Raw genomic sequence first — 23,308 nt, forward strand, 5'->3', positions numbered from 1 at the left:
TAGCTGGCTGTTATACGGGGGACATGTAAAGACCCCCGTTCCATTTGACCTTGTTCTAAAGCTTTGTAGATCCCACTTTAGGGTAAAATACCTATTTACCTTAAAACGCTGGTATATCAGCGTTATTCTATAACTTTTTATTTAGGGTGATTACTTCTTGAAACTGTGGGAGAATAAAAGCATAGGAATTTCGTTACATTACAATAAATAGTTAACTAAAACAATATTTGCCGCCCGGTTAACTTTCACTCTTTAGGCGGATAGAAAAAAAATAAAATGATTTGTAAAAATGAAATTGAAAAATATCTTCAAAAAGATAACGACCATAACCCAGTCATTATGACCAGTGTCGATGAAGCTACATTTGTCATCCAACCAACAGAAGATACTGTAGGAGAATATCCTGATAATTGGCATCAAATTGCTTTATCGCTGTCTGAAACAGTAGCAGAAAATCTATCCCTCCCTGTTCTCTTTGGAGATTATATTCCACTGAAAACCCCACCAGCAGGCTATACAGACGGACTTACCTTTCAGAATCTCCCCTATTACTTTGCAATTGCTTGGCATCAAACTAATTTCACTATGGGGATTATCCTAAAAATTTCTGCATCAGCTTTGTCTCACTATAAATCCTCTTATCAAGACTATTATGGTGAAGTAATTGACGTTCACAATATAGCACAACTGCTGTACGCTGAATATTATGACTTGCGCCTTTCTCGTATTGACCTTGCTATTGATTACTTTAATTATCCAATTTCTGTCAATACTCTTTATCAAGGGTTAAAAATAAGAAAATATATTATCACTAATCATAAAGGACGTAAAAATGTTTCTAAGATTAGCGCTCAAGAAGTGGATGGTCAAGCTCAAACTATATATATCGGTAGCAAGAAAAAGAATGTAAATGCTCTGTTGCGGATTTATAACAAGTATCAGGAACAATTAGACAATCAAGGTCGCTATATGCACTTAACTAAGTATTGCAATTCTTGGATCCGTATGGAAGCTTCTTACAAAGGAACTTATAGCAATCAAATACTAGCCTTACTTCTTGATATTGATAGCCCTCAAGATTTGAGCAAGCTCATTGTTAATAAAATGATTGACAAGTATTGTTTTCATGACACCAAGACTGGTCAGTCTTTACCATTCACTAGTGACTTACTTAAAGGATTTGGTAACTTCCCGGAACTTGAATCTTTGAACTCTCGAAACAACGACCTACTCGCAACGATTTCATATTTGATGAAAGGTAGCGGTTTCTACCCTCTTTTGAAGAAAATTGAAGAAGTCTGGGGAACACAAGCCCGGAATCACTTTATCATTAGACTAATTCAAGAGTATGAGACCAACTACACTCCCAACCCAGATGTAGGGATATGGTTAAATAAATTTGGTGAGAAACTTGAGAAACTTAATTTTGAAGATTTTTTTGAAGATGCCTTCCAAATCTTTTACCAAAAAAATAACATCACTCCTAAAGATTCCGCCAAGAAGCAAAAGAGTGATGTTGCAGATTAGAAGAGATAAGGCAGTAGCTTATCCCTACTGCTAGTATCTCATATTTCAATAAATTTTTCCAAAGAAAGTGAGATCTGTATGGCTAGTAATAATTTTGAATTAAAGCAAATTGAACACATGCTTCATAGCATCATTGAATTACTGAAGCACTTAAATAACGAAAAAAGTAAGACGGGCATCTATACGCAAAAAGAACTTCTTTCCCTACTCAGCATTTCTCCCAATACTCTTAAATCGTGGGAAAACAAGGGGCTAAAGCGACTAGAACCACCCATTGAGGGTACTAGAACAGTATATTACAGTATCAGTGATGTCATCGAATTTCTAAGCTGTAACTAGAAGCGAAATATGCTAAAATAAGAGTATCAAAAAAGAAAGTGAGCGATACAATCTATTTTAGCTTTTTTCATTCTTCGATTGATTGAAGAGAGCAACCATGAATACAGAAAAAATTATCCATAAAGGGAAAAGTGTTTTAAAGAGAATAAAGAACAATGGCGAAATTAGTTATTCAGCTAAAAGTATCTACTTAGGACTTGATTCTAAAACTGGAAAACCAGTCAAAACAACCATTACCGCTAAAACCTTACGTTCTTTAGACCGTAAAATTATTCAAGCTAAAATTGACTTTGAGGAAAATGACTCAACAAGGAAAGAAACTTTCAATGTTGCTACCTTCTCAGACTTAGCAGAACTTTGGTTTTCAAATTATGAGACATGGGTTAGTTCAGATAATACACTGAACCGAGTTAGGAACTATCTTGACACCTATATACTACCACGATTCGGAGAGTATCAACCTGAAAAAATTACCTCGTCAGATATACAGACTTGGATCAACCAATTAGCAAAAAAATCTAAAGAATCTGTGGATGCAGGTATAAAGAGAGCTGAAAAGGGTTCAGCTAAAGATTTTGGAGCTATTGCCCATAAATTAAGTGATATTTTTGATTTTGGAATAACACATTTTGAACTCAAATTTAATCCCGCTCAGTCTATCAAAATCCCGCCAAAGCCCAAAAACAACCAAAAACGTATTATGGTCCTTCATGATGAGGATCTATCTACTTGGTTAAGCATCGTTGATAGTCTGCCTAATACTAGGGCTAATCGCCGATTTAAAGTTATTTGCGATAGTTTACTTGCTTCAGGTATGAGAATCAATGAACTATTAGCATTGACTATCTATGACCTTGATTTTGATAATTCCGAAATACTAGTTAGTAAAACACTTGTTTGGAAAAATGCAAAACCAAAATTAGGTTTGAAAGGCGAAGTCGTTTGTAAAAACACACCAAAATCTGATTCAGGTAACAGACGCATAGCTGTTCCGTACCAAATCATTGAGGAGCTTCAAAATTTCTACGATGAGATGAATCTCTATTTCAAGAAAAATAATCTTCCAAAAAGTAAGTTAATCTTTCCTACTATTTATGGTAACTATATGTGCGACAGAAACGAACGTGCAACACTCAAAAAGCGACTGCGTGAAGCTAGTCTGCCAGATTATGGTTTTCACTTATTCCGCCACACTCACGCATCCATGATGTTGAATGCTGGAATGAATTGGAAAGAATTACAAGTTCGGATGGGACACAAATCAATCAAGACTACAATGGACATTTATGCTGAACTTGCTCCTAAGAATCAAACTCAGGCAGTCGATATCTATTTAAACAAAATAGCTGAGCTGACCTCTTAAGTCTGTGGCAACCTTTTTGGCAACCTCTGACAGTTTTATCCAAATCAATAGCTTATAAACATTGATTTAATAGGGTTTATCACAACTAAAATAGATTTTAAGTATTCCTTACAGAAGTTAAGTAGGGGTTCAATACGAATCAATACATAAGAAAAACGCTGATTTAAAGCGTTTTTTCTTTTTGCCAAATGCGATATATTGCACTGTATTTCAATCCAAACTCTACCTTTTTCTCTACCTTTTTTCTTAAGACCTGGTTTGGAAAGTATGAATTTCAGTTGGACTAAAAACAGCGTAATATCAAGACTTTTCTCCGCTTTTATAAAAGCGTTTTTCCAATCAAATTCAACTAATTTTATCTAAATGGTGTGGATTTTACCCCCAAAATTACAGAGAATGGAGCTGATAAACACTAAACGTTCACACCATTAGTTAAATGATTTTTTTCATCATTTTTCTTAGATGATAGAACTTCTAATTTATTTCTTATTCAAGCAAAAACAACCTGCTATAAGTAAGAAAGAGGAAGATACAAGAAAAACACGGCGTAAAAACCGATTCAGTTCATTGTCCTCAATCCTTGTCTGCTTCATTTTCTTTTACGAGATCGTTTTGTGAATCTTTTTCAGAGAGTTTTTGATCAATATACTTGTCAATGTTTTCATAAAATTCCTTGGTCGCTTCACTATCTAATGTTGGCGAGTTCTGAACTTGATTCACTTTCAATTGAACAGATTGAATACCGTAAGAGGCTTGTTTTTGGTGGAGTGTTTCTAATTCTTCTTCTGAAATCGGATCTCCAACAACCGTCAAGACCAATTCATTGTTACTTGACTTGTAGACTTGATTAATAACCGTATAATTGGCGAACTCTTTTCCTACAAACTGTTTGATCCCTTCTTTGCGCGCTTGTTCTATTGTCAGAGTAACTGCCGAATAGCTAGCTGGAAGAATCAACAATACAATCAAAGATATCAAGCCAATTCTCATTTTAATGCTCAGCTCTTTAAATGAAGTTAAAGGAGATTTTCTCATCAAAATTCTTGTTCCAACAATGTTGGCTAGCATGATAAAGACACAGTTGATCAAGAAAAGATAGAGAGCCCCCAATAAAAATCGTACATTCCCATTAGCTAAACCATAGCCAGCAGTACAGATAGGCGGCATCAGAGCTGTAGCAATGGCTACTCCTGGCACGATATTGTTTGCTTCTTTTTTCCTTGAACCGATCACACCAGCAATCCCACCAGCAATAGCAATGAGGACATCCCAAATGGTTGGAGAGGTTCGTGCAATCAACTCGCTACTTGCATAAGACAAGGGAGAAATCCAGAAATACAGAGTCGAGACAAGCAAACTGACCAACACTTGAGTCAATAAAACCTCTAGAGATTGCTTGATTAAACGCGTATCAAAAATAGCTAAACCGAATCCCAGTCCAACAATCGGTGTCATGAGAGGTGAAATCAACATGGCTCCTATAATGACAGCTGTTGAATTCATATTTAGTCCGATAGAGGCAATAAAAATTGCACACATCAAAATCGCTGTATCTCTCAATCGAACATGAAGGTCATCGTATAATTTCTCACGGTATTCCCGTGTTGAATAATTGGCAGTCATTTGTCCTCTCCTCTTTCCTTATTTAAATTGGTATAATAATTAAAAATAACAGCTGATAAACAGCCAAAAAATATGAGCCCATAAATCGTCAAGAAGACACTGGTAATCCTTCCAATCAAGGTCACAGCTAGGAGATCCCCGTAGCCGACAGTCGTCGAAGTCACAAAAGCATACCAAAGACCGTCTCCGTAATTTGTGATAGCAGGTTCAACTAGGAAAAGCACGCCTCCTGACCCAAAAACAAAGGTCACAAAACTCAGAGCAAACCGAGTAAAACCCGTAACCTGCATAATATGCCATAACATTTTTAAACGTTTCATTTGTTCTCCTTATTCATACTAGCTCCTGACCGAGCCGTTTTTTTCCAATAATCAAAGTGAAGATAGGACATGATCTCCATCAGAGAAAGATAGACAAACTGATAGATCTGATTTAAGCTGATTATCAACTGATATTGTTTGAAAAATGACTGGAAGAAAGACCAGATATGACTGTCTTGAATCAGTCCCTTCTTAATATCAGACAGGATATTAGCTAAAGCTCCCAAGGACTGAAACGGTAAATCCTTGACATTTATATAGATCCGGTCCACCACATCATTCAGACTGGTATCTTGGATGGCATGAAATTCTCCAAAGAGAACTCCTGCCGCTCCAAGAGTAGAAACAAATTCCACCAAATAATTTCTGAGGAAATTTTCTCAACCTTTTCCCATAATGTGTTTAGTGCCATCCATAACGATCCCAACCAGAAAAAGGAAAGAAAACAAGCAAAGAAATTTTGCCGTAAATCCCAAAAAGCTTCAAGACTTGGTGTTGTTGGTTTTTCTAACTCTAAAACCAAGATGGTCATAATAATTGCTAGAACAGCATCTGTCAATACAATTAATCTGTCTTTCTTCATCGGATTACGTTGCCTTTCATTTTGTAGTATTCTATCTCATCGTATAATATTTATTAATCTTAAATATTGGATAGTCACTTCATATTTTGAGTACAAACAAGATACACTAAAAAGCATGTATCTGTCATATTTTATTTAACTTTAGAAATATTCATCCATCTAATCAATAAATATATCATATTTCACAATAAATGACTACTATCAAAGATACATTTTCTTTCAGATTTCTCCCTTTTAAACTTGGCTAACTTGACCTGCATTACCTAGGTCGCTTTGCTTTAAATTATACTTTTTTCTTAAAGATTTGCTACGAGTAGTCTTTCATGTGAGTAATTTTTATCAAAAAATTTCATAGATAAGTCCTATATATAATCATGATAAAGTAGTAAAAATAGTTGTTATCCTAGTTGATTAAAAAAGTCTTTGATTTCCTCATCTTTTATAAAATAATATATAATTTTCCCCTCTCTTCTAGTATCCAAGATGTTTTGATTGGCTAGTTTACGAAGATGGTGGGAGGCAGATGCCATACTGAGATTTAGTAAACAGGCTATATCACAGACACAGAGTTCTTCAACAGCAAGGAGATAAAAGATGATATTTATCTGTTTATTATCGGTAAACTTTGATAAAATACGAAGTGATTTTTGGACTTTTTCCTTTTCAAGGTAGTTCGTTGCGGTTGTAACATTTTGCTGATTTATAATATTCACTTGGCAGATACTATCTTTTTTCATAATTTTTTCTCCTAGCCGAACACAGTCCTTAGCATGTTAAAGCTGTTGTTTTCAATCAGGATATACATCCCCAGTCCTAAATAAACAACGGCAATAAACCATCTGCTATATTTTTCCAAAGTTTCTCCAACAGAAGGGACTTGTGCCAATTTTTGGGCAGAAAAAACCAAGAGATAAATCATGACTAGAAAGGTAAGTAAAGCCACTATCAAATTCGCTAAATTTAAGGTAATAAAATATGGGACAAAAACACCAATATTGTCAGCACCACAACTTGCAAAAGTAATCATAGCGACTAGAAAAATCAGGTTTTTATTATCTTTGCGCAAACCATCTTTTGCAATAGCTTCTCCATCAGAATCTCCTAAAAGCAAAACTTTGAGTCCTAGGAAAATTGGAATCAAACCGAGCAAACCTAAAATCTCTTTACTAGGAATATAATTTAAGACAAATGCAAAAAGTAAACTTAGCAATATTAGACTAACAGAGCCTAGAAATTGTCCTAAATAGATGTTAATGATGTCTTTTCTGCTTTTTCTTTTGGCAAAAAATAACATTAGGATAATAAGTAAGTCTACGGCTGTCCCAGAATACAGGATTATTGAAGTAACAACATTTTGAACCATAAAGCACCTCATTCAAATATATTTTTGAATGTATTTTAACATTAAACTTTGTAGATGTCAACTTCAGCTCCATCAAAATATAGATAAGAAGGTAGTGTCCCAAACATTAAAAAGCCCTGCCATCGAAATGATAGCAGGGCTTAACTTCAATATCCAGATGATATATTTATCTAAAAAAGGTAGAGTAAAAGGTAGAGTTTTTATTGATTTGTAGTGCGATATAATGAGTTTCCAAAAATCAAAAATCGCTTAAAATCAATATTTTGACATCTATTGACGTGTACTGAAACCCTTACTTAACCTCTGTAAGGATATAATTACGGTACCAGTATATCATAAATAATAACAAAATCTTGACTTTCCGAAAAAAAAGTATTTTCCGGAAAAATATCGAAATTAAATCAAAACTAAAAATATCTCATACATTTGAACTGCACCCCAAAAGTTAGACAGAAAAAATCTAACTTTTGGGGTGCAGTTCATCAAAGGTGCTTTTCATTTTAAAAAACTTGTGGAAAAACTTCATCCCATATATCTACTAAGCTTTTCCCGTCAAATACTTTAGCTTCCATAGCTTCATCAATTGTATCAAACTGCTGACCTTCATAATCATAACCAACTACACATATACTCGATAAAAAGCAAGCACCTCGGCTATTATAATTAAATTCAAGATCTTTGTCTAAATATTTTTTAATTTCATCCTTTTTCATATAGGACCATCCCAACTAAAACAATCTCAACAAACAAGATTTTTTCCTTAGATTCTATTCCCACTACTAGCTTTCTATGATGCTGACGATTTCATCTTCAAAATATTCATAAAGAGTTCCATCAACATCTACCAGCAAGGAGTCAATCTCCTCGTCATTGTCAGAGGCGTCACAATAGTCTTCTACAAATCCTCTAACTACCGCGCCATTTTTTAACGTGATAATTACATCTGTACGGTTAAATTTCCAGAGTGTCATTTAAATATTCCTTTCAATATTGGCTAATTGCTTTGCTTTTTCGTAGTAAGGTGTTAAGAAATCGATAAAACCTTGTTTGTCGCTTGGATCATGTTCCTCTAAAAATATCATCAACTCAAAGTCATTGAGAGCGTCAAACATTTCAGAGTTTTCATTATCCCAAGCCTCGGAAAATTCCGCATCTTCTCCAAAAAGAGCGTTAAACGTAAAGGAAAAATCCCAAAAATTATCAATCTGACCACTGACTGTTTGCTGGAGCATGTCTAATACTTGTTGACTATAACCCATTACCCATCCCCTCCTAATAAGAACGTTGTAGCATATTGAGCTACGTTCCAAAAATTTAACAGACAAAATCTAATTTTTGGGGTGCAGTTCATTCATCAAAGATGATTTTTATTTTAATAATACTGCACTTCAATTCCATCCATAATTTCTACTAAAGTGTTATCGTCAATTTTTAGAGAAATCAGATCAATGAATGATGATACCTGGTATTCCTTATCTCCAATCACCACTACAATATCATGAACAGAATTAGGAAAAATCCCACATACTTGACCATTATAATCAAAAGAGGCATCCCAACCATTGTCATATAACTCTTGTAAATCATCTAATATTGCCATATAAACTAAATCCTTTTCCATAGTGTTTTCTTTCAAATAAGGCAGGTAAAAGCACCTAGATTGTTCTAAGTCCTATGAGATTGTTTTAATCGAGACAATCTCACTCTCAAAGAGAGAAATTTCAGTAGCTTCATCTGGACTAGGATTAGCAATGAGAATAGTGATTTCATCTTGCTCATCATTGTCCATTTCGTCAACAAAGTCTATGACACGTCCCTTGATTATCTTATCGCAATTAGTGACTATCTGAACCCTTGATCGAAGATACTTCCAAAGCTGTTTACTCATTTATTTTCCTCTCTGCTATTTTTTCGATAGTTCTTATACTTTTTATAGTTAGTCGATAAAATCGCCTAGGTTGAACTAAGCACTAATAATTTTGATTTTCTTGATAATATCTTCAGGATATGAGCGATCACCTATAACTATTTCGTCAGGACCATCTAAATCATAACCGTCAAACCAATCAACCACCCTACCCTTGATGGAGGTCCCATCTTCTAAAATAAGGCGAACATTTTTATCAACATATTCCCATAATTTCATTAAGTTCCTTCTCTCTAACATCGGAACAATATGACCCAATATTAGTTATTTACTAATGGCTTTTAGTTCCTGTTAAAAGCATTATAGCACACCTTACTTGCTAAAGTACAACAAGCACCCCATTAGACTAACCTGCTACTTTGCTTTCTTGTAAAAATGTTGTATACTTAAGTAAATAAAGGAAGTAATCTTGTTCCCCCCTGTCTACTATGTGGTCGGAATGATGGTTACTTCTTTTTTCCCCCTTACTATCTCAATAGCCTTGTATTTAAAAGTTTTTTAGGCTATAATTAAATTAACGAATAGAGGTTTTCCATCTCCCCTTGAAACAGATCTTTCTGCGGTAGGAGGTGGGACGCCTCTATTTGTTTTTTAAGTCAAAATGATGTAAAATTAATTCAAGAAAGAAGTGTGGTTTTCCCGCCTAAAAGCTCTATAGCTGTGGGAGGGTCACGCTTCTTTTTACCTCTCAAAAGAGAACGCAAAAAAAGCCGTCTCATTCTTTGAAGCAGCAATGAAATCAATCTAGCAAATATCTAAGCAAACCCAGAAATCAACCTTTTAAGACAAAGCAAAAAGCCCACTGTTGTAGGCTTTCTGTAAGATATTTCTTAAAATTAAAGCATCTTGTTGTAGAATTCAACGACAAGTGCTTCGTTGATTTCTGGGTTGATTTCGTCGCGTTCTGGCAAGCGAGTCAATGAACCTTCCAATTTTTCAGCATCGAATGATACGAATGCTGGACGTCCAAGAGTAGCTTCTACTGCTTCAAGGATTGCTGGAACTTTCAATGATTTTTCACGAACTGAGATTACTTGACCTGGAGTTACACGGTATGATGGGATATCAACGCGTTTTCCGTCAACAAGGATGTGACCGTGGTTTACGAATTGACGAGCTTGACGACGAGTAGTCGCAAGACCAAGACGGTAAACAACGTTATCCAAACGACGTTCCAAAAGAAGCATGAAGTTGAAACCTAGGATTCCGCCTTTGATTTTTGTAGCTTGTACGAACAAGTTACGGAATTGTTTTTCACCTACACCGTAAGTGAAACGAAGTTTTTGTTTTTCAGCCAATTGCAAACCGTATTCTGACAATTTAGAACGGTTGTTTGGTCCGTGTTGTCCTGGTACGTAGTTACGACGTGCCAATTCTTTACCTGTACCTGTAAGTGAAAGGCCAAGGCGACGAGCTTGTTTCCAAGATGGTCCTGTATAACGTGACATATGTATGTCCTCCTGATATAAATAATATTTGGCGGAAATAGTCACTTAGAAAGCCCTGATTCGTGCAGATGCCCTTCGCCTAAACAGCCAAGGTTACTTGTCATAAGACACCTGTTGACGAGCTTCATGCTTTCCTGCTGCTATTTCACACAAAGGCTATTATACCATGAAAAGCTAGATATGTAAAGGGATTTTACAGCTTTATTTCAAATTGAGGCTGAATGTAAATTTGCTTCCTAAGCCATATTGACTTTCTGCTGTGATTTCGCCACCAAGCTGATGGGCTAGTTCGCGTGCAATCGCAAGTCCTAATCCATGTCCACCTGTCTTCATATTGCGCGAAGTTTCTACACGATAAAGTCGTTTAAAGATCTTTTCCAAATCCTCAGGAAGGATTCCCTGACCCTCGTCTTTCACACTGATTCTCAGCTCTTGTTCTGTTAATTGGGCAAGAACCTCGATTCTGGTTCCTGGTTCTGAATATTTAAAGGCATTGTTTAACAAATTGACCAGAATGCGAGAAAGTTTGTCAGAATGGCTCTTGATTTTCGCCGACTCAGGTGATACTTGAATGTAAACATCTCGCTCCTCTTGTTCAATCTGGAGTTGAAATTCACTCATTGACTCAATCAACAGCTGATCTAAAAAGACCTCTTCGACTTCTTCATCAGCAGTATCTTGAGGTTGGGTGTTAAGAGTCAGAACATCCAATTCCTCCACTAGCTTGTTTAGACGCTCGGTTTGCCGACCAATCGTGGCTAAGTAGTGGAGTCGCTCCTCTTCCTTAATCACTCCATCTAGAATTCCCTCCACAGTAACCTGAATGGAGGTAATGGGAGTTTTAATATCGTGAGAGAGCTGCGCAATCATCATTCTCTTTTCTTGCTCGCTCTCATCAAGTGATTGAAAGGTGGCTTGCAAATTGTGGGACATGTCATTAAAAGCCTGGCCCAGCTCTTGAAATTCTAATGGTCCCTTGGTTTCAATTTCTGTGCTGAAATCCTTGCTTGCTATATCCTGAGCTTGTTTTTTCAAATGTTTCAGAGAAGAGAACACTGGCGACAAAAGAAAGATGCTCACTGCAGCGCCAATGAAACTAGCAATCAAGGTCATTCCAACGAGAAAGTAAACTTCACTTTTCTCGATCAACATCCGTTGGACTGCCCAGAAAACGACCAAAATCGTTAGTAGAGTCGACACTAGATACCCCACTAAAATATAGTTTTTTAATTTCATGTTCTACCTCTTGGTCTTTCCATCTTATAACCCAAACCCCAGACAGTTTTGATAGCAGGAGCATTTGAATTCGTATACTTGGTCAACTCTTGCCTCAAAGCATGGATATGAACATTGAGTGTATTGGTATCATCCACATAGTCCTCTTGCCATACCTTCTCATAAAGTTCCGTCTTTGAAAAGACTCTCTCGGGATTGCTGGCTAATATCCATAGAAGTTCAAAGGATTTTACTGTCAATTCCAAAGGTTGCTCCCCAATGCGAACCTCATGAGTCACATGGTTGATCACTAAGTCACCAAACTCGATCTGTTCTGTCTCTCCTCCACGGCTAAGGCGACGCAAGATATTATTCACTCTTAAAACCAATTCGCGTGGGCTAAAGGGTTTGACTATAAAATCATCTGCCCCCAAACTTAATCCATAAATCTTATCCTGTTCGCTTGTCTTAGCAGTTGTAAAGAGGAAGGGTTGATCCGGAGCGATATACTGAACTTCACTGATAAAATCATACCCGTCCATATTGGGCATCATGATATCTGTGATAATGAGGTCGATAGATTTTTTTCTGAAAAGCTCTAATCCCTCCTTGCCATCATGGGCGACCAAAACGTCGTAACCCGCCTGTATAAGATAGCGGTGTTGAATATCTAGAATATCTATTTCATCATCAACCAGCAAAATTGTCTTTTTCATCTGACACTCCTTCGATAAAAACAGTGTTATACTTGCTTTAGTATAACACTATTTTCTCTAATGTTTAAATGATTTGAATCTTAATCTTCTCGTTTGGTTGTCAAACCCAAAAGTCCAACAAGACCTGCCAAGGCTAGACCAAAGATACCAAGGCCTGCTGTAGCCGTTTTAGCTTCCCCAGTATTTGGTAGCATCGCTTTATCATCTTTTTTCATCATATTAGCCATTGGGCTAGAAGCTGGTTGATCTACTTTCATATCTGACATATGGTTATTTGTACCCATCACACCCTCAGTCGTACCTGTAGAGCCTGTTTCAGAAGGCTTCGTATTCATCTGACCTTGTTGAGATGGTATTGTCGCCATTTCTTTTCCACGAAGTTGAATCGTTACTTGACGAGTAGCAATCAGATTGGTCAAATCAGGTTTGCCATCTTTAGATCCATAGACTTTAACAGTAGCTAGGTATGTATGGGTTCCGTTAGCTCGAAGTTGATCCAGCAAGGCCTGACCATCTTTGCCAACCGTATTGCCATTCAAATCCACTTCGTAGAAATATTGACCTTTAGCCAAGCCTTCAAGTGGCAATAGAGCAGGATTTTTAGCTGTTCCGTTGTCGGACCATGGGGCTTTGTCTGAGGCTTTTAACAAGAGGCGAGTCAACATACCATCTCCACCAAAAGCTTCGTACGGAATAACTTGGTTGACACCAGCCAAGAAAGGTCCAGGAACCTTAGCCTTATCAAGGTAGCTAGCTGGAACATCAATCATGTCTTTGACATTGTTAACAACAGACTCTTTAACCTGATTTGGTGTGGTCAAGCCATTCAAATTAACAGCCAAATCCTTAGTCGCTACGAGATTGGTTAAGTCAGGCTTGCCGTCTTTTGCACCGTACACCTTGATGGTTGCCTTATAGCTTTGTGTACCATTTTGTTTCAAAAGGTCAAGCAGCTCTTTGTCAGATTTTCCTTGGGTGCCTGCCAAGTCTACTTCGTAGAAGTAAAGGCCTTTGCCCAATTTCTCTACCGGTGGGAGAGCGGGATTTTTAGCTGTTCCGTTGTCTGACCATGGAGCCTTGTCGGATGCTTTCAAGATCAGGCGAGTCAACATGCCATCACCAGCGAAGAATTCGTATGGAATGACTTGGTTGACACCAGCTGTGAATGGTCCTGGGAAATTGGCTTTGTCAAGGTAGCTAGCTGGGACATCTACTGTGTCTTTGGTGTTGTCAGCCACACCTTTTTGTACTTCAGCTGGGGTGGTCAAACCATTCAAGTTAACATCCAAATCCTTAGTCGCTACCAGGTTAGTTAAGTCAGGCTTGCCGTCTTTTGCACCGTACACCTTGATGGTTGCCTTATAGCTTTGTGTACCATTTTGTTTCAAAAGGTCAAGCAGCTCTTTGTCAGATTTTCCTTGGGTGCCTGCTAAATCCACTTCATAGAAGTAAAGACCTTTGCCCAATTTCTCTACTGGTGGAAGGGCGGGATTTTTAGCTGAACCGTTGTCTGACCATGGAGCCTTATCAGATGCTTTCAAGATAAGGCGAGTCAACATGCCGTCACCAGCGAAGAATTCGTATGGAATGACTTGGTTGACACCGGCTGTAAATGGTCCTGGGAAATTGGCTTTGTCAAGGTAGCTAGCCGGAACATCTACTGTATCTTTGGTGTTATCAGCCACACCTTTTTGTACTTCAGCTGGGGTGGTCAAACCATTCAAGTTGACATCCAAATTTTTAGTTGCTACAAGGTTGCTCAAGTCTGCCTTGCCGTCTTTCGCACCGTACACTTTGATGGTAGCCTTATAGCTTTGCGTGCCATTTTGTTTCAAGAGGTCAAGTAGCTCTTTGTCAGATTTACCTTGGGTGCCTGCTAAATCCACTTCATAGAAGTAAAGGCCTTTGCCCAATTTCTCTACTGGTGGGAGAGCTGGATTTTTAGCTGTTCCGTTATCTGACCATGGAGCCTTATCAGAGGCTTTCAAGATAAGACGAGTCAGCATGCCATCACCAGCAAAGAATTCATATGGAATGACTTGATTGACACCAGCTGTAAATGGTCCTGGGAAATTGGCTTTGTCAAGGTAGCTAGCTGGGACATCTACTGTATCTTTTGTATTGTCAGCCACACCTTTTTGTACTTCAGCTGGGGTGGTCGCTGGTTGCGCTTCACTAGCTTCACGGTCTTGTCCAGAAACTGTAGGCGCAGGACTTTCCACAGGTTTAACTGCATCTTCTGTTTGTTTCTTAGAGTCAGGTTGTGCTTGTACTTCTTCTTTTGGCGCTACTGCCGGCTCTTTAGCAGTTGCGTCCGCTTTTTCTGAAGAGCTTGTCGTATCCACACTTGCTTTAGGTGTTGGAATAGACTGTTCTGAAGGAAGAGCTACATCGACTGCTTTTTTGAGAATCTCTGCTGGTAAGTCGCTCTTTTCACTCACCGAAGTTGCGTCTGGCACGACTTGGGCAGGAGTCGGATTGACGATATCAGCGCGTGCAGAACTTGGTTGACCGACTAGGACAAAGAAGCCACTAGCCACAACAACTGAAGCAACACCGACACTGAGACGGCGAATAGACCAACGAGTATATCTCTGATTTGGATTGAATTTCATAGGATTCTCCTTAGAGTTTTCTTTTTTTTTTGATGACTCTAGTATAATCTCCTAAAATTAAAAAGGATTAAGAAAAAGTTAAAATTTTTCTTAAATCCCTCTTATAAAATACTTATATTGACTCGTTAATTATTTGGAAAGAGAGTGCCCTTCCTCTCCTACTCACTTAGCTCTGCCAAGGTGTCCAAATGTTGGTTATTAATGACGGCCATGATGTAGGCATCTGCCTGCAAGAGGTCATTGGGTCCAAATTGGACATCCAGAGGAGCATTTTCGTAGGCACGAAAGCCAAGTACGTTGAGGTTGTATCGCCCACGTAAATCTAGCTGACTGAGACTTTTACCTACCCACGATTGAGGGATTTTCATCTCGACAATCGATACATTCTTGTCTAGCTGAAAGACGTCTACGCTGTTATGAAAGAGGATGGTCTGTGCCAATGAGCGTCCCATTTCAAACTCTGGTGAGATGACTGCGTCTGCCCCGATTTTTTCTAGAACCTTTTTAGCTGTATGACTTTTGACCTTGGCAATAACAGTCGGCACTCCTAGACTCTTGCAGTGCATAACCGCGAGAACACTGGACTCCAGATTTTCACCCGTTGCGACAACTACGGTATCACAGGTGTCAATCCCCGCTGATAGAAGGAGTTCTTCATCCGTGATATCTCCAACTACCCCACGCGCCAGCACAGGTTCAAATTGATTAATGCGTTCCTCGTGGTCATCAATAGCAATGATATTCATGTCATGCTTGGCTAGGGCAGCCAAAACACTGCTCCCAAAAATTCCCAAGCCTAAAATTCCAATTGTCCGATCTGACATCGTTCTTCCTTTCTTATCCGATAGTGATATCTGCTTTCATATAGTGAATCGTATCTTTCTTGTCTGGCTGGTATTCTGCTACACTGACCAGTAGTGTCAAGGGACCAATACGGCCGATAAACATCAACAACATCACGATACTGAGGGCTATCTTGCCTAGCTCTGGTGTTAAATTTGCCGTCACCCCAACTGTCGCAAGGGCTGAAATGGTCTCAAACATGAGGTAGATAAAGCGCGGATTTCCCTCTGCTGTTATTCCTAGCAGGATCAAGCCCAGCAAGAAAGTTAGCAAGAAGATAATAAAGACACTGAAAGATTTTTGCACGGTTCGGGGTTCAATGGTCCTCCGAGCCACATTGGCATGAGGCAAGCCCAATAGTTCGCTACGAGCAAAGACCAACAAGACAAAGAAGGTCGTAATCTTGAGCCCCCCTGCTGTCCCTCCAGGTGCCCCGCCCAGAAACATCTGTAGGATGTAGATCAGTAAGGTAACTGGTCGAGCCTGGGTGTAGTCAATGGAAGCAAAGCCTGCCGTTCTCATGCTGACGGTCTGAAAGAAACTAACCAGCAATTTCTCTGGAGCGCTGAGATTTCCAATCGTTCCAGGATTGTTCCACTCAATTAAGAGAGTCGATACAGTTCCAAAGAGCAGAATTCCCGTAGTTAAAAAGAGAACTAACTTGGTATGGAAACGCAGGCGGCGTTTTTTCTTTTTCCCAATCTGGGTCGCTAGGTCAAACCAGACCATAAATCCTAGACCACCAGTGATAATCAAACCTGCAATCACTAGATTGATCAAGGGGTCCGTTTGAAAGGCTAGCAAACTCGTACTTCCAAAATTATCAAATCCAGCATTACAGAAAGCTGAAACAGCCAAAAAGATAGAGGTTAACACCCCTCGTCCCCAGCCAAATTCAGGAATAAAGCGGAAACTCAGGAGAAAGGCACCGATCCCTTCCACCAAAAAAGTCGTCAGAAAGATCGAGCGGATAAAATCCTTTAAGGACTGGGTTTCTCCATAACTGAAACTTTCTTGAATAGTCTCACGACCACGAAGGCTGAGCTTTTGCTTGCCTTGGATATAAAAGATTCCGATAAAGGTCATGAGCCCCAAACCACCAATCTGGATCAAAATCATACAGATCAACTGGCCCCAGATATTATAAGTCGAAGCCACTGGCAGAGTGAAAAGCCCTGTCACACAGACCATGGACACGGTCGTAAAGAGATGGTCAAAGTAGGTCGCTTGTGACGTTTCTGCTTGCACAAAGGGGAGACTTAAAAGGAGAGAACCCAAGAAGATTACTAGGGCAAAACTTAAAAAGATGCGACGGGCTGGCGACAAGCGTCCCAGTATCGTCTTGATTTTTTCCAAAAAAGATTTGAATAACATAACTACATTCTACCATAAAAACAGTCAGAACACTCACATGTGGTGCACAATGGCAAGACAGAGTTCGAGTGCCTTATCAAAAGCTTCTGAGCCCCAGTCACGACTGTCGTAGTTGTCCAGATCCGCTAAGGAATCTGCAGTAAAGAGCAATTCTCCCCAGACAACACCACGTAGCTGAGCCACTGCCGCAAGAGCAGAGCACTCCATCTCCACAACAGCGCAGCCTTCTTCCTTGCGATAGGCAACCTTTTCAGCCGTCTCTCGGTAAAAACCATCTGTCGTCCAGGTCATAACTTCCTCATAAGGAATGCCTCTTTGCTCCAAAACTTGCTCAATGGCAGAGACAGCCTCAATCTGCATCTCCATATAACGAGAAGGCGCTACATAATGGTAGCTGGTCCCCTCATCTCGCAGAGCGCGAACAGGGACGAGAAAGGCATTTTCCTCTATATCGGCTAGGACGCCACAGGTTCCAGTGGAAATGATTTGCTCCACACCATAGCCAATCAACCAATCCATAAACTGGGCAGCTGGGGCAGAACCCACGGGCGCCTGGGTTAGACAAATCGTCTCACCCTTGTAGTTGATGACATAGACTGGATAAGCCTTGGTGGCAGAAACGAACTCACCAACACAGTCCGCTCCTGCTTCCTGAGCGTAGCGGTCAATCTCTTCCTCCAAAAATGCATAGATGCACTTTTTTGGCAACTTTAAGTCCAATCCCTCATGTGTTGGCATAAGGACCGCCTGGGGATTGTCATCAAACTCCAAAATGGGAATCGCATGTTTCTGAATCATAGCCCACCTCCTCTAATTTTGTACTATTGTATCAAAAGCTGACGAAGTGTCAAGGAGTTGTCTTTAGCAAGCCAGAAAACTCCTCTTCCATACATTTAAGAAATCGTTGCTCTGCTGGAGAGGTCGGTTTCTGTTTTAGTAAAGTGATTGAGAACTATCACCAAAATAGCAAATTCAACAATAAAAAAGCACGAATCTGCATCAGGCAATATATACCCTTTTATATTATCTTGTGCAAGAAGCCAAACCAATAGAATCTAGCCTCCATTTTGTCTAGGCCTACTCTATTTCCACAAAGCACCCAAAATCTGTTTTTCTAATAAGTCTAGGTCCTCTTCCTTTATTTCTCCGTTGTCGCTAACGATATAAAGTTGAGCGAAGTAAGCCAACAATGGACCAACACAAATACGAACCATTTGAGGAATCGTTATCTCTGGATTTACACGTGGATCTGCTAGCAATTCCTTATGAAGCACTCGAAGTTTATCTTGAATAGCATTCCAGATAAAAATCTGTTCATTTTTTAGTTTCTTATTTGAAAAACTCTCCTGCAGAATGATTTTCATCAAAGCACGATTTTTTTTGAGATAGCTCATACGATCGTGGACGAGATAACGAACCCTCTCTTCTGTCGTTTCAAAAGCTAAGAGTTCCTCAAAAAAACTACCGAAAATGCTTGGGACTACAGGATGTAAAATAGCCGTCAGTAGATCATCCTTCGTCTTAAAATACTTAAACAAAGTTGCCTGGCTTAGTCCAGCACGCTCAGCTATGTGAAGAGTTGAGGTCCCATGGTAACTCCTAGTTGATATGAGATCCACTGCTGCCTGCATGATTTTTTTCTTTCCTTGAGGGTAATTCGCTTCTTCTAAGTAATCTTCAAACGATTCAAAAACAGTCTTATCCATCTAATCTTCACACCTTTTTAGCATTATTTATGTTGATTTCTAAACTTTACGATAACGACGCAATCCAACAATATTGAGAATTGTTAAAATGATCAAGAAAATCATTAAAACACCAAGATTTGGCAAAATATCACCAAGATTGTGTCCGTAAAGAATAATCTGGCTTATTGCATCACCAGAATAGGTTAATGGCAAAAATTTCCCCACAGTTGGAGCCCATTCTCCCATGGATGACAATGGAATAATTCCTGAGAAAAAAAGTTGGGGCATAATCACGAGAGGAATAAATTGCATCATTTGGAATTCTGATTTTGCTAGAGTAGACAAGAGAATTCCAAAAGCTAGTGCTACAAGAGCCAGTACCACATTAACTATTATAACATTTAAAATATTTCCTACAACTTCTACATCTAGTAGCCAAATTGCTGCTAAGACGACAACTGCCGTTTGAAAAATCGCAATAATACCGTAAGACAACATATAGCCATAGACGATTTCAGATCGTTTCACTGGTGTTGCTAACAAACGTTCTAGTGTTCCACTGGTGCGCTCTTTCAAAAGCGCCATACCTGAAATCAAAAAGACAAAGAAGAAAACTACAAAACCTATCAAAACCGGAATCATACTGGTAAAGAAGCTTGTATTTTCATCTCCATACTGATAAGACTCCTTGATTTCTGGTGTTTTTGCGTCCGAGTCCAATTGTGGAAGAGCTTGTTTGACACGAGATAGTAACTGATCGGTGCCTTCACTGGCGATACTTGTTCGTAACACTTGTCGTATCATAGATGTCTTGGAGGCATCTGTATTTGCGTAGTCGACCTGATACTCACCGTCTTTATAAGAAATCACAGCATCGACTTTTTCATTTGCTAGCGCTTCTTTGGCCTGATCTAAGTCTTGATAAGTCTCGATGTCCACATGATCAAGCTCATCCATTTTCGTTACCAAACCAGTTGGTAGATCTTGTGTCGCTAACTTGACATTCACGGTTGTACTAGCTGAAAACATGAGGTTCATCAACCACATGATAAAAACAGGTGCTATAAACATCAGGGCTAGAGTTCGTTTGTCACGAAGTAATTCTTTGATGACTTTTTTTGCAATCGCTATTGTTCTCATTTTACTCACCTTCTGCTTTTAAAAATACTTCTTCAATACTTGAAACTTGATAACTTTCTTTTAAGTGTTGCGGTGTATCAAAAGCAATGATTTTTCCGCCTAATAATAAGCCGACCTTATCCGTCAACTCTGCTTCATTCATAACATGGGTAGTAACTAATATCCCTACCCCATTGTCTCTAAGCGCGAATAATTCTTTCCAGATTTTCTTTCGAAGAGAAGGGTCGATTCCAACTGTCGGTTCGTCCAAAATCAAGAGTTGAGGATTTCCCAACAGCGCGATAGCAAGAGACAAACGCCGTTTCATTCCTCCAGAATAACCAGATACCGCCTTGTTTAAGTAGTCTGTCAGATCTACTACTTGAGCTATATGAGCAATTTCCGCCTTTAGGTCTTTTTTAGAAAGCCCCTTTAGCTGACCAAAAAATTCCAGATTTTCTTGACCAGACAAGGACTCGTATAAAGCATCTGATTGGGCCATATAGCCAATATCTCCTAAAATATGACGATTGGGCATAGTGTGATTTAACACTAAAGCTAGGCCTCCATCAGCCTTTTCCATTCCTAACGTAGTCTTAATCATAGTTGATTTACCAGCACCAGACGGACCAATTAATCCTATAATTTCTCCTAGCTGCAATTCAAAGCTGACATGATTCAGAACTATTTGTTGGTCAAAAGATTTTACTAAATCTTGTAAATGTAGCAATTTTTTCATATGCTTCCTCCTAGGTGAGTGGGTACTCACTTGCTAAATATAAACCTATTGTAGTGAGTAATCACTCACTTGTCAAGAAAAAATCTGAATTTTTTTAAAAATAAAGCACCAGATATTATTATCTGATGCTTATAATGGATAGCTATTGCTTTTAGAGCTGTTTCTAAATCTCTTCTCGATACTCTGAAATGGTCTTTCCTGTCCACTTTTTAAAGGCCTATTCTTCCTCTGCTTTTCTCAGCCAATCCTACCATCGTCATTGCTATCGCAACTCTAATGACCTTGGCGATGGAAATTCATTTTACTCATTTTTATATGAAACAGACTAAGAAATTTTCAAGACCTAATTGGGAGTTGTTTTAGCTACAATCCATCTCTCAAACACAAAAACTCTCCCTTCTCTTTCGAGAAAGGAGATTCTTTTTTATCCTTGTCCGCCAGGGGCTGGACCGCCACCTTGAGGGCCTCCATTTGGTCCACCACCTCCAGGCATAGAGTTGACAATTTCCGTTTGTTTTTCACCGTTGAGATAGATATCTCCACCTGTGTAGGTCGCTGTTCCATCAAAGTCAAAACCTGTTTGACCAGTCATTTTAATGGTTCCGCCTGTAACTGTGATATTGCCGTTTGAGTCGATTGGGTCTGTGTCTCCTTGACCGACTTCTACTGTCAGGTTCCCACCGTTCATGGTGAAGAAGATTTCACTCTGTTGGGCGTTTTTATTAGCTGCGTTGACCCCATCATCTGTCGAATAGATGCTAATGTCCCCACCGTTGATAGTGATTGACTTACCTTCAAGTCCTTCTGTCGAATTCTTGACGGTGTAGGTACCACTATCGATAACCAGGTCTCCAGAAGCGTGGATGCCATCTTCTTTGGCATCGATGGTCATAGTCGTACCAGTGATGTTGAGTTCATCATTGACATTAAAGGCATCGCCAACTGCTGTGATGTTATAGGTTCCGCCCGTGATGTGGAGAGTGTCATTAGCCTTGATACCGTTGTTCTTCTTGCCATCTACATTGAGAGTTCCTTTCCCGTTGATGGTCAAATCCACCTTAGAAAAGAAAGCTGCATCAGCTTTTTCGTCGCTGTTGGAGCTTGAGTCAGAGAGACTGTTGGTGGTTCCTTCTGCCAAAGTCAGATAGACATGACCGGCTGATGTCGCAGAAATTGCTGCATTGGCATTGGTCATGGTCGCACCTTTTAGGACTAGATGAACATCTGCCGACTCATCTGCCTCGACCTTGATCTGCACTCCGTCAGACTGACCTGAAATCACATAGGTTCCAGATTTTGCGATGGTCACGGTTGATTCAGAGACTGTCACCCCATCTCCAGAGACGTTTGCTGATAAGCCAGATAGTTCAATCTTAGAAGCTGTGCTTTCGTCATAAGAAGTATCATTGTCCTTCTCTGTAAAATAGGATAATTGATTTGTCTTTGTTGCAGTTGTTGTGGCACTATTTGTCGTTGCATTGGTATTGGATGTAGTTGTTGACTGGGCACATGCTGCCATCAGCACTATTGCCGTTAAACTCGTTGCGAGTAGGGTCCATTTTTTTGATTTCATACCTTTTTCCTCTCCTTCGTATGATATAGCTAGACAGTCTACAGAAGATTCCTGAAACGAAACTAAAACTTTTCTGAAAGTTTCCTTAAATTTAGTTTGGATTAGATTTCGCCTAGTAATTTTTAGAAAGGACTGCTAAAAACAATTTTTGAACGCTAAAATACCTTTAATAGATTTTTTAAACCAAGATTCCCCAGTGCGATATCTCCTTGACCAAGAAAGCCAAAAAGAAGAAAAATTTATAAGACTAAAGCTCATAAAAAGAACAGCCCAGGCTGTTCTTTTTAGTTTTCTTTTACTTGGATTTCCTTGATAACACGCGCAGGATTGCCAGCTAGGACGACATTGTCTCCAAAGGACTTGGTAATCACGGCCCCCGCTCCTGCCACCACGTTATTTCCTAATGTCACCCCAGAAAGGACAATAACCCCACCTCCAGCCCAGAAATTATCTCCAATGGTGATGGGCTTGCCGTATTCGACCCCTGAATTGCGTTCATGCGGATCCAGTGGATGGAGTGGGGTTAAAAACTGACAGTTGGGGCCAAGCATGGCGTTGTTCCCAATGCGAATCGGACAAACATCCAGCATGGTCAAGTTCCAATTAGAATAAAAATTTTCCCCTAGATGGATATTGACCCCATAATCGACCACCAGACGTGGATTGACATAGAGATTTTGCCCAGTTGAGCCAAACCAAGTCTTGATGATTTCAGCTCCCTTCAAGGGATCCTCTTCCTTGTTAAAGGCAGCCTGTTTTTGGCGAGAAGCCTGCGCCAAGACCCGTAATTCTGGGTCCGACGGACGGTAAGGCTCCCCTGCTATCATTTTCTGGTATTCGCTAGCCATCTTATCACCTCATACTTACTTTGGCCCCATCATATCAAAAAGCCTCCGAAAGGTCAAGAATGGCCTGCTTTCTAGACTCTCGAAA

At 39.3% G+C, this 23,308-nt stretch carries 28 protein-coding genes and 1 pseudogene; 5 read left to right on the forward strand and 24 right to left on the reverse strand.

The genetic code is table 11. The annotated features are described in order from the left end of the window. Positions 1-276 precede the first annotated feature (276 nt). The 3 genes from ACORHV_RS09180 (at position 277) to ACORHV_RS09190 (ending at position 3,229) form a co-directional block, all read left to right on the forward strand. Positions 277-1,527, forward strand: a complete 1,251-nt coding sequence (locus ACORHV_RS09180; RefSeq protein ID WP_131200639.1) for a replication initiation factor domain-containing protein — start codon at positions 277-279, stop codon at positions 1,525-1,527. 78 nt (positions 1,528-1,605) lie between these two features. Continuing rightward, positions 1,606-1,866, forward strand: a complete 261-nt coding sequence (locus tag ACORHV_RS09185) for a helix-turn-helix transcriptional regulator (RefSeq protein WP_131200640.1) — start codon at positions 1,606-1,608, stop codon at positions 1,864-1,866. 97 nt (positions 1,867-1,963) lie between these two features. Then, on the forward strand, positions 1,964-3,229 hold the full coding sequence (locus ACORHV_RS09190; protein ID WP_131200641.1) for a tyrosine-type recombinase/integrase: 1,266 nt from the start codon (positions 1,964-1,966) through the stop codon (positions 3,227-3,229). Between the two features lie 573 nt (positions 3,230-3,802). Here ACORHV_RS09190 and ACORHV_RS09195 read toward each other — a convergent pair. The 6 genes from ACORHV_RS09195 to ACORHV_RS09220 form a co-directional block, all read right to left on the reverse strand. Continuing rightward, positions 3,803-4,852, reverse strand: a complete 1,050-nt coding sequence (locus ACORHV_RS09195) for a DUF389 domain-containing protein (protein ID WP_000126416.1) — start codon at positions 4,850-4,852, stop codon at positions 3,803-3,805. Next, complete coding sequence (locus ACORHV_RS09200) at positions 4,849-5,172, reverse strand: potassium channel family protein (protein ID WP_000825751.1); 324 nt, start codon at positions 5,170-5,172, stop codon at positions 4,849-4,851. The genes ACORHV_RS09195 and ACORHV_RS09200 overlap by 4 nt, the downstream gene beginning before the upstream one ends. Continuing rightward, positions 5,169-5,528 carry a hypothetical protein gene (locus ACORHV_RS09205; protein ID WP_000397555.1) on the reverse strand — a complete coding sequence of 120 codons (360 nt, stop codon included), beginning with the start codon at positions 5,526-5,528 and terminating at the stop codon, positions 5,169-5,171. The genes ACORHV_RS09200 and ACORHV_RS09205 overlap by 4 nt, the downstream gene beginning before the upstream one ends. Continuing rightward, entirely contained in the window at positions 5,453-5,755 is a 303-nt protein-coding gene (locus ACORHV_RS09210) for a TMEM175 family protein (RefSeq protein WP_006151097.1), read from the reverse strand. Before ACORHV_RS09210 ends, ACORHV_RS09205 begins: the two co-directional genes overlap by 76 nt. A gap of 398 nt (positions 5,756-6,153) precedes the next feature. Then, positions 6,154-6,492 (reverse strand): Cd(II)/Zn(II)-sensing metalloregulatory transcriptional regulator CadX, encoded by a 339-nt coding sequence (gene cadX / locus ACORHV_RS09215; RefSeq protein ID WP_000711083.1) that lies wholly within the window; start codon positions 6,490-6,492, stop codon positions 6,154-6,156. 11 nt (positions 6,493-6,503) lie between these two features. Next, positions 6,504-7,118 carry a CadD family cadmium resistance transporter gene (locus tag ACORHV_RS09220; protein ID WP_000250556.1) on the reverse strand — a complete coding sequence of 205 codons (615 nt, stop codon included), beginning with the start codon at positions 7,116-7,118 and terminating at the stop codon, positions 6,504-6,506. A gap of 28 nt (positions 7,119-7,146) precedes the next feature. On the opposite strand from ACORHV_RS09220, the gene ACORHV_RS09225 reads away from it, so the two are divergent. After that, positions 7,147-7,332 carry a hypothetical protein gene (locus tag ACORHV_RS09225; RefSeq protein WP_009013804.1) on the forward strand — a complete coding sequence of 62 codons (186 nt, stop codon included), beginning with the start codon at positions 7,147-7,149 and terminating at the stop codon, positions 7,330-7,332. Positions 7,333-7,618: 286 nt separating this feature from the next. On the opposite strand, the gene ACORHV_RS09230 is transcribed toward ACORHV_RS09225, so the two are convergent. From ACORHV_RS09230 to ACORHV_RS09305, 16 genes are all read right to left on the reverse strand, one after another. Continuing rightward, a complete protein-coding gene (locus tag ACORHV_RS09230) occupies positions 7,619-7,831 on the reverse strand; it encodes a hypothetical protein (protein WP_000710706.1) in 213 nt (70 codons plus the stop codon). Between the two features lie 66 nt (positions 7,832-7,897). Beyond that, positions 7,898-8,089: a hypothetical protein gene (locus ACORHV_RS09235; protein ID WP_000177340.1), complete on the reverse strand. Its 192-nt coding sequence runs from the start codon at positions 8,087-8,089 to the stop codon at positions 7,898-7,900. Continuing rightward, the gene (locus ACORHV_RS09240; protein ID WP_000542381.1) at positions 8,090-8,377 is read right to left on the reverse strand and encodes a hypothetical protein; all 288 of its coding nucleotides are present in this window, start codon (positions 8,375-8,377) and stop codon (positions 8,090-8,092) included. A gap of 113 nt (positions 8,378-8,490) precedes the next feature. Then, complete coding sequence (locus tag ACORHV_RS09245; RefSeq protein ID WP_009013763.1) at positions 8,491-8,718, reverse strand: hypothetical protein; 228 nt, start codon at positions 8,716-8,718, stop codon at positions 8,491-8,493. A 72-nt stretch (positions 8,719-8,790) separates the two neighbouring features. After that, complete coding sequence (locus tag ACORHV_RS09250; RefSeq protein WP_000043341.1) at positions 8,791-9,006, reverse strand: hypothetical protein; 216 nt, start codon at positions 9,004-9,006, stop codon at positions 8,791-8,793. Between the two features lie 75 nt (positions 9,007-9,081). Beyond that, positions 9,082-9,264, reverse strand: coding sequence for a hypothetical protein (locus ACORHV_RS09255; protein WP_000780387.1), 183 nt, complete (start codon positions 9,262-9,264; stop codon positions 9,082-9,084). Positions 9,265-9,881: 617 nt separating this feature from the next. Further along, positions 9,882-10,493: a 30S ribosomal protein S4 gene (gene rpsD / locus ACORHV_RS09260; protein ID WP_000092756.1), complete on the reverse strand. Its 612-nt coding sequence runs from the start codon at positions 10,491-10,493 to the stop codon at positions 9,882-9,884. A gap of 201 nt (positions 10,494-10,694) precedes the next feature. Further along, entirely contained in the window at positions 10,695-11,729 is a 1,035-nt protein-coding gene (locus ACORHV_RS09265) for a sensor histidine kinase (RefSeq protein WP_000769387.1), read from the reverse strand. After that, positions 11,726-12,424, reverse strand: a complete 699-nt coding sequence (locus tag ACORHV_RS09270) for a response regulator transcription factor (protein ID WP_033583600.1) — start codon at positions 12,422-12,424, stop codon at positions 11,726-11,728. The genes ACORHV_RS09265 and ACORHV_RS09270 overlap by 4 nt, the downstream gene beginning before the upstream one ends. Positions 12,425-12,504: 80 nt before the next feature. Then, a complete protein-coding gene (locus ACORHV_RS09275; protein ID WP_434398210.1) occupies positions 12,505-15,039 on the reverse strand; it encodes an SSURE domain-containing protein in 2,535 nt (844 codons plus the stop codon). 158 nt (positions 15,040-15,197) lie between these two features. After that, entirely contained in the window at positions 15,198-15,863 is a 666-nt protein-coding gene (locus tag ACORHV_RS09280; protein WP_038806509.1) for a potassium channel family protein, read from the reverse strand. Between the two features lie 13 nt (positions 15,864-15,876). Further along, complete coding sequence (locus ACORHV_RS09285) at positions 15,877-17,256, reverse strand: TrkH family potassium uptake protein (RefSeq protein ID WP_434398213.1); 1,380 nt, start codon at positions 17,254-17,256, stop codon at positions 15,877-15,879. A gap of 33 nt (positions 17,257-17,289) precedes the next feature. Continuing rightward, positions 17,290-18,054 carry a nucleoside phosphorylase gene (locus ACORHV_RS09290; RefSeq protein ID WP_000615016.1) on the reverse strand — a complete coding sequence of 255 codons (765 nt, stop codon included), beginning with the start codon at positions 18,052-18,054 and terminating at the stop codon, positions 17,290-17,292. A gap of 284 nt (positions 18,055-18,338) precedes the next feature. Next, positions 18,339-18,962, reverse strand: a complete 624-nt coding sequence (locus ACORHV_RS09295) for a TetR/AcrR family transcriptional regulator (protein ID WP_000361929.1) — start codon at positions 18,960-18,962, stop codon at positions 18,339-18,341. 39 nt (positions 18,963-19,001) lie between these two features. Continuing rightward, positions 19,002-20,084 (reverse strand): ABC transporter permease, encoded by a 1,083-nt coding sequence (locus ACORHV_RS09300; protein WP_434398216.1) that lies wholly within the window; start codon positions 20,082-20,084, stop codon positions 19,002-19,004. A 1-nt stretch (position 20,085) separates the two neighbouring features. Then, on the reverse strand, positions 20,086-20,802 hold the full coding sequence (locus ACORHV_RS09305) for an ABC transporter ATP-binding protein (RefSeq protein WP_042901944.1): 717 nt from the start codon (positions 20,800-20,802) through the stop codon (positions 20,086-20,088). A gap of 228 nt (positions 20,803-21,030) precedes the next feature. Here ACORHV_RS09305 and ACORHV_RS09310 point away from each other — a divergent pair. Beyond that, positions 21,031-21,165, forward strand: a pseudogene (locus tag ACORHV_RS09310) (low temperature requirement protein A); the annotation flags it as partial. A gap of 61 nt (positions 21,166-21,226) precedes the next feature. Here the strand turns inward: ACORHV_RS09310 and ACORHV_RS09315 are convergent. Both ACORHV_RS09315 and ACORHV_RS09320 read right to left on the reverse strand, forming a co-directional pair. Beyond that, a complete protein-coding gene (locus tag ACORHV_RS09315) occupies positions 21,227-22,375 on the reverse strand; it encodes a carbohydrate-binding domain-containing protein (protein WP_434398218.1) in 1,149 nt (382 codons plus the stop codon). A gap of 284 nt (positions 22,376-22,659) precedes the next feature. Continuing rightward, on the reverse strand, positions 22,660-23,223 hold the full coding sequence (locus ACORHV_RS09320; RefSeq protein WP_042901942.1) for a sugar O-acetyltransferase: 564 nt from the start codon (positions 23,221-23,223) through the stop codon (positions 22,660-22,662). Between the last annotated feature and the right edge of the window lie 85 nt (positions 23,224-23,308).

The sequence above is a fragment of the Streptococcus sp. KHUD_016 genome (genome assembly GCF_051106465.1).
In the GTDB taxonomy this organism is placed as follows: domain Bacteria; phylum Bacillota; class Bacilli; order Lactobacillales; family Streptococcaceae; genus Streptococcus.

Coding starts and splice junctions, on each gene's coding strand:
- ACORHV_RS09180 (WP_131200639.1), top strand. CDS start 277: ATGATTTGTAAAAATGAAATTGAAAAATATCTTCAAAAAGATAACGAC.
- ACORHV_RS09185 (WP_131200640.1), top strand. CDS start 1,606: ATGGCTAGTAATAATTTTGAATTAAAGCAAATTGAACACATGCTTCAT.
- ACORHV_RS09190 (WP_131200641.1), top strand. CDS start 1,964: ATGAATACAGAAAAAATTATCCATAAAGGGAAAAGTGTTTTAAAGAGA.
- ACORHV_RS09195 (WP_000126416.1), bottom strand. CDS start 4,852: ATGACTGCCAATTATTCAACACGGGAATACCGTGAGAAATTATACGAT.
- ACORHV_RS09200 (WP_000825751.1), bottom strand. CDS start 5,172: ATGAAACGTTTAAAAATGTTATGGCATATTATGCAGGTTACGGGTTTT.
- ACORHV_RS09210 (WP_006151097.1), bottom strand. CDS start 5,755: ATGAAGAAAGACAGATTAATTGTATTGACAGATGCTGTTCTAGCAATT.
- cadX (WP_000711083.1), bottom strand. CDS start 6,492: ATGAAAAAAGATAGTATCTGCCAAGTGAATATTATAAATCAGCAAAAT.
- ACORHV_RS09220 (WP_000250556.1), bottom strand. CDS start 7,118: ATGGTTCAAAATGTTGTTACTTCAATAATCCTGTATTCTGGGACAGCC.
- ACORHV_RS09225 (WP_009013804.1), top strand. CDS start 7,147: ATGTATTTTAACATTAAACTTTGTAGATGTCAACTTCAGCTCCATCAA.
- ACORHV_RS09230 (WP_000710706.1), bottom strand. CDS start 7,831: ATGAAAAAGGATGAAATTAAAAAATATTTAGACAAAGATCTTGAATTT.
- ACORHV_RS09235 (WP_000177340.1), bottom strand. CDS start 8,089: ATGACACTCTGGAAATTTAACCGTACAGATGTAATTATCACGTTAAAA.
- ACORHV_RS09240 (WP_000542381.1), bottom strand. CDS start 8,377: ATGGGTTATAGTCAACAAGTATTAGACATGCTCCAGCAAACAGTCAGT.
- ACORHV_RS09245 (WP_009013763.1), bottom strand. CDS start 8,718: ATGGCAATATTAGATGATTTACAAGAGTTATATGACAATGGTTGGGAT.
- ACORHV_RS09250 (WP_000043341.1), bottom strand. CDS start 9,006: ATGAGTAAACAGCTTTGGAAGTATCTTCGATCAAGGGTTCAGATAGTC.
- ACORHV_RS09255 (WP_000780387.1), bottom strand. CDS start 9,264: ATGAAATTATGGGAATATGTTGATAAAAATGTTCGCCTTATTTTAGAA.
- rpsD (WP_000092756.1), bottom strand. CDS start 10,493: ATGTCACGTTATACAGGACCATCTTGGAAACAAGCTCGTCGCCTTGGC.
- ACORHV_RS09265 (WP_000769387.1), bottom strand. CDS start 11,729: ATGAAATTAAAAAACTATATTTTAGTGGGGTATCTAGTGTCGACTCTA.
- ACORHV_RS09270 (WP_033583600.1), bottom strand. CDS start 12,424: ATGAAAAAGACAATTTTGCTGGTTGATGATGAAATAGATATTCTAGAT.
- ACORHV_RS09275 (WP_434398210.1), bottom strand. CDS start 15,039: ATGAAATTCAATCCAAATCAGAGATATACTCGTTGGTCTATTCGCCGT.
- ACORHV_RS09280 (WP_038806509.1), bottom strand. CDS start 15,863: ATGTCAGATCGGACAATTGGAATTTTAGGCTTGGGAATTTTTGGGAGC.
- ACORHV_RS09285 (WP_434398213.1), bottom strand. CDS start 17,256: ATGTTATTCAAATCTTTTTTGGAAAAAATCAAGACGATACTGGGACGC.
- ACORHV_RS09290 (WP_000615016.1), bottom strand. CDS start 18,054: ATGATTCAGAAACATGCGATTCCCATTTTGGAGTTTGATGACAATCCC.
- ACORHV_RS09295 (WP_000361929.1), bottom strand. CDS start 18,962: ATGGATAAGACTGTTTTTGAATCGTTTGAAGATTACTTAGAAGAAGCG.
- ACORHV_RS09300 (WP_434398216.1), bottom strand. CDS start 20,084: ATGAGAACAATAGCGATTGCAAAAAAAGTCATCAAAGAATTACTTCGT.
- ACORHV_RS09305 (WP_042901944.1), bottom strand. CDS start 20,802: ATGAAAAAATTGCTACATTTACAAGATTTAGTAAAATCTTTTGACCAA.
- ACORHV_RS09315 (WP_434398218.1), bottom strand. CDS start 22,375: ATGAAATCAAAAAAATGGACCCTACTCGCAACGAGTTTAACGGCAATA.
- ACORHV_RS09320 (WP_042901942.1), bottom strand. CDS start 23,223: ATGGCTAGCGAATACCAGAAAATGATAGCAGGGGAGCCTTACCGTCCG.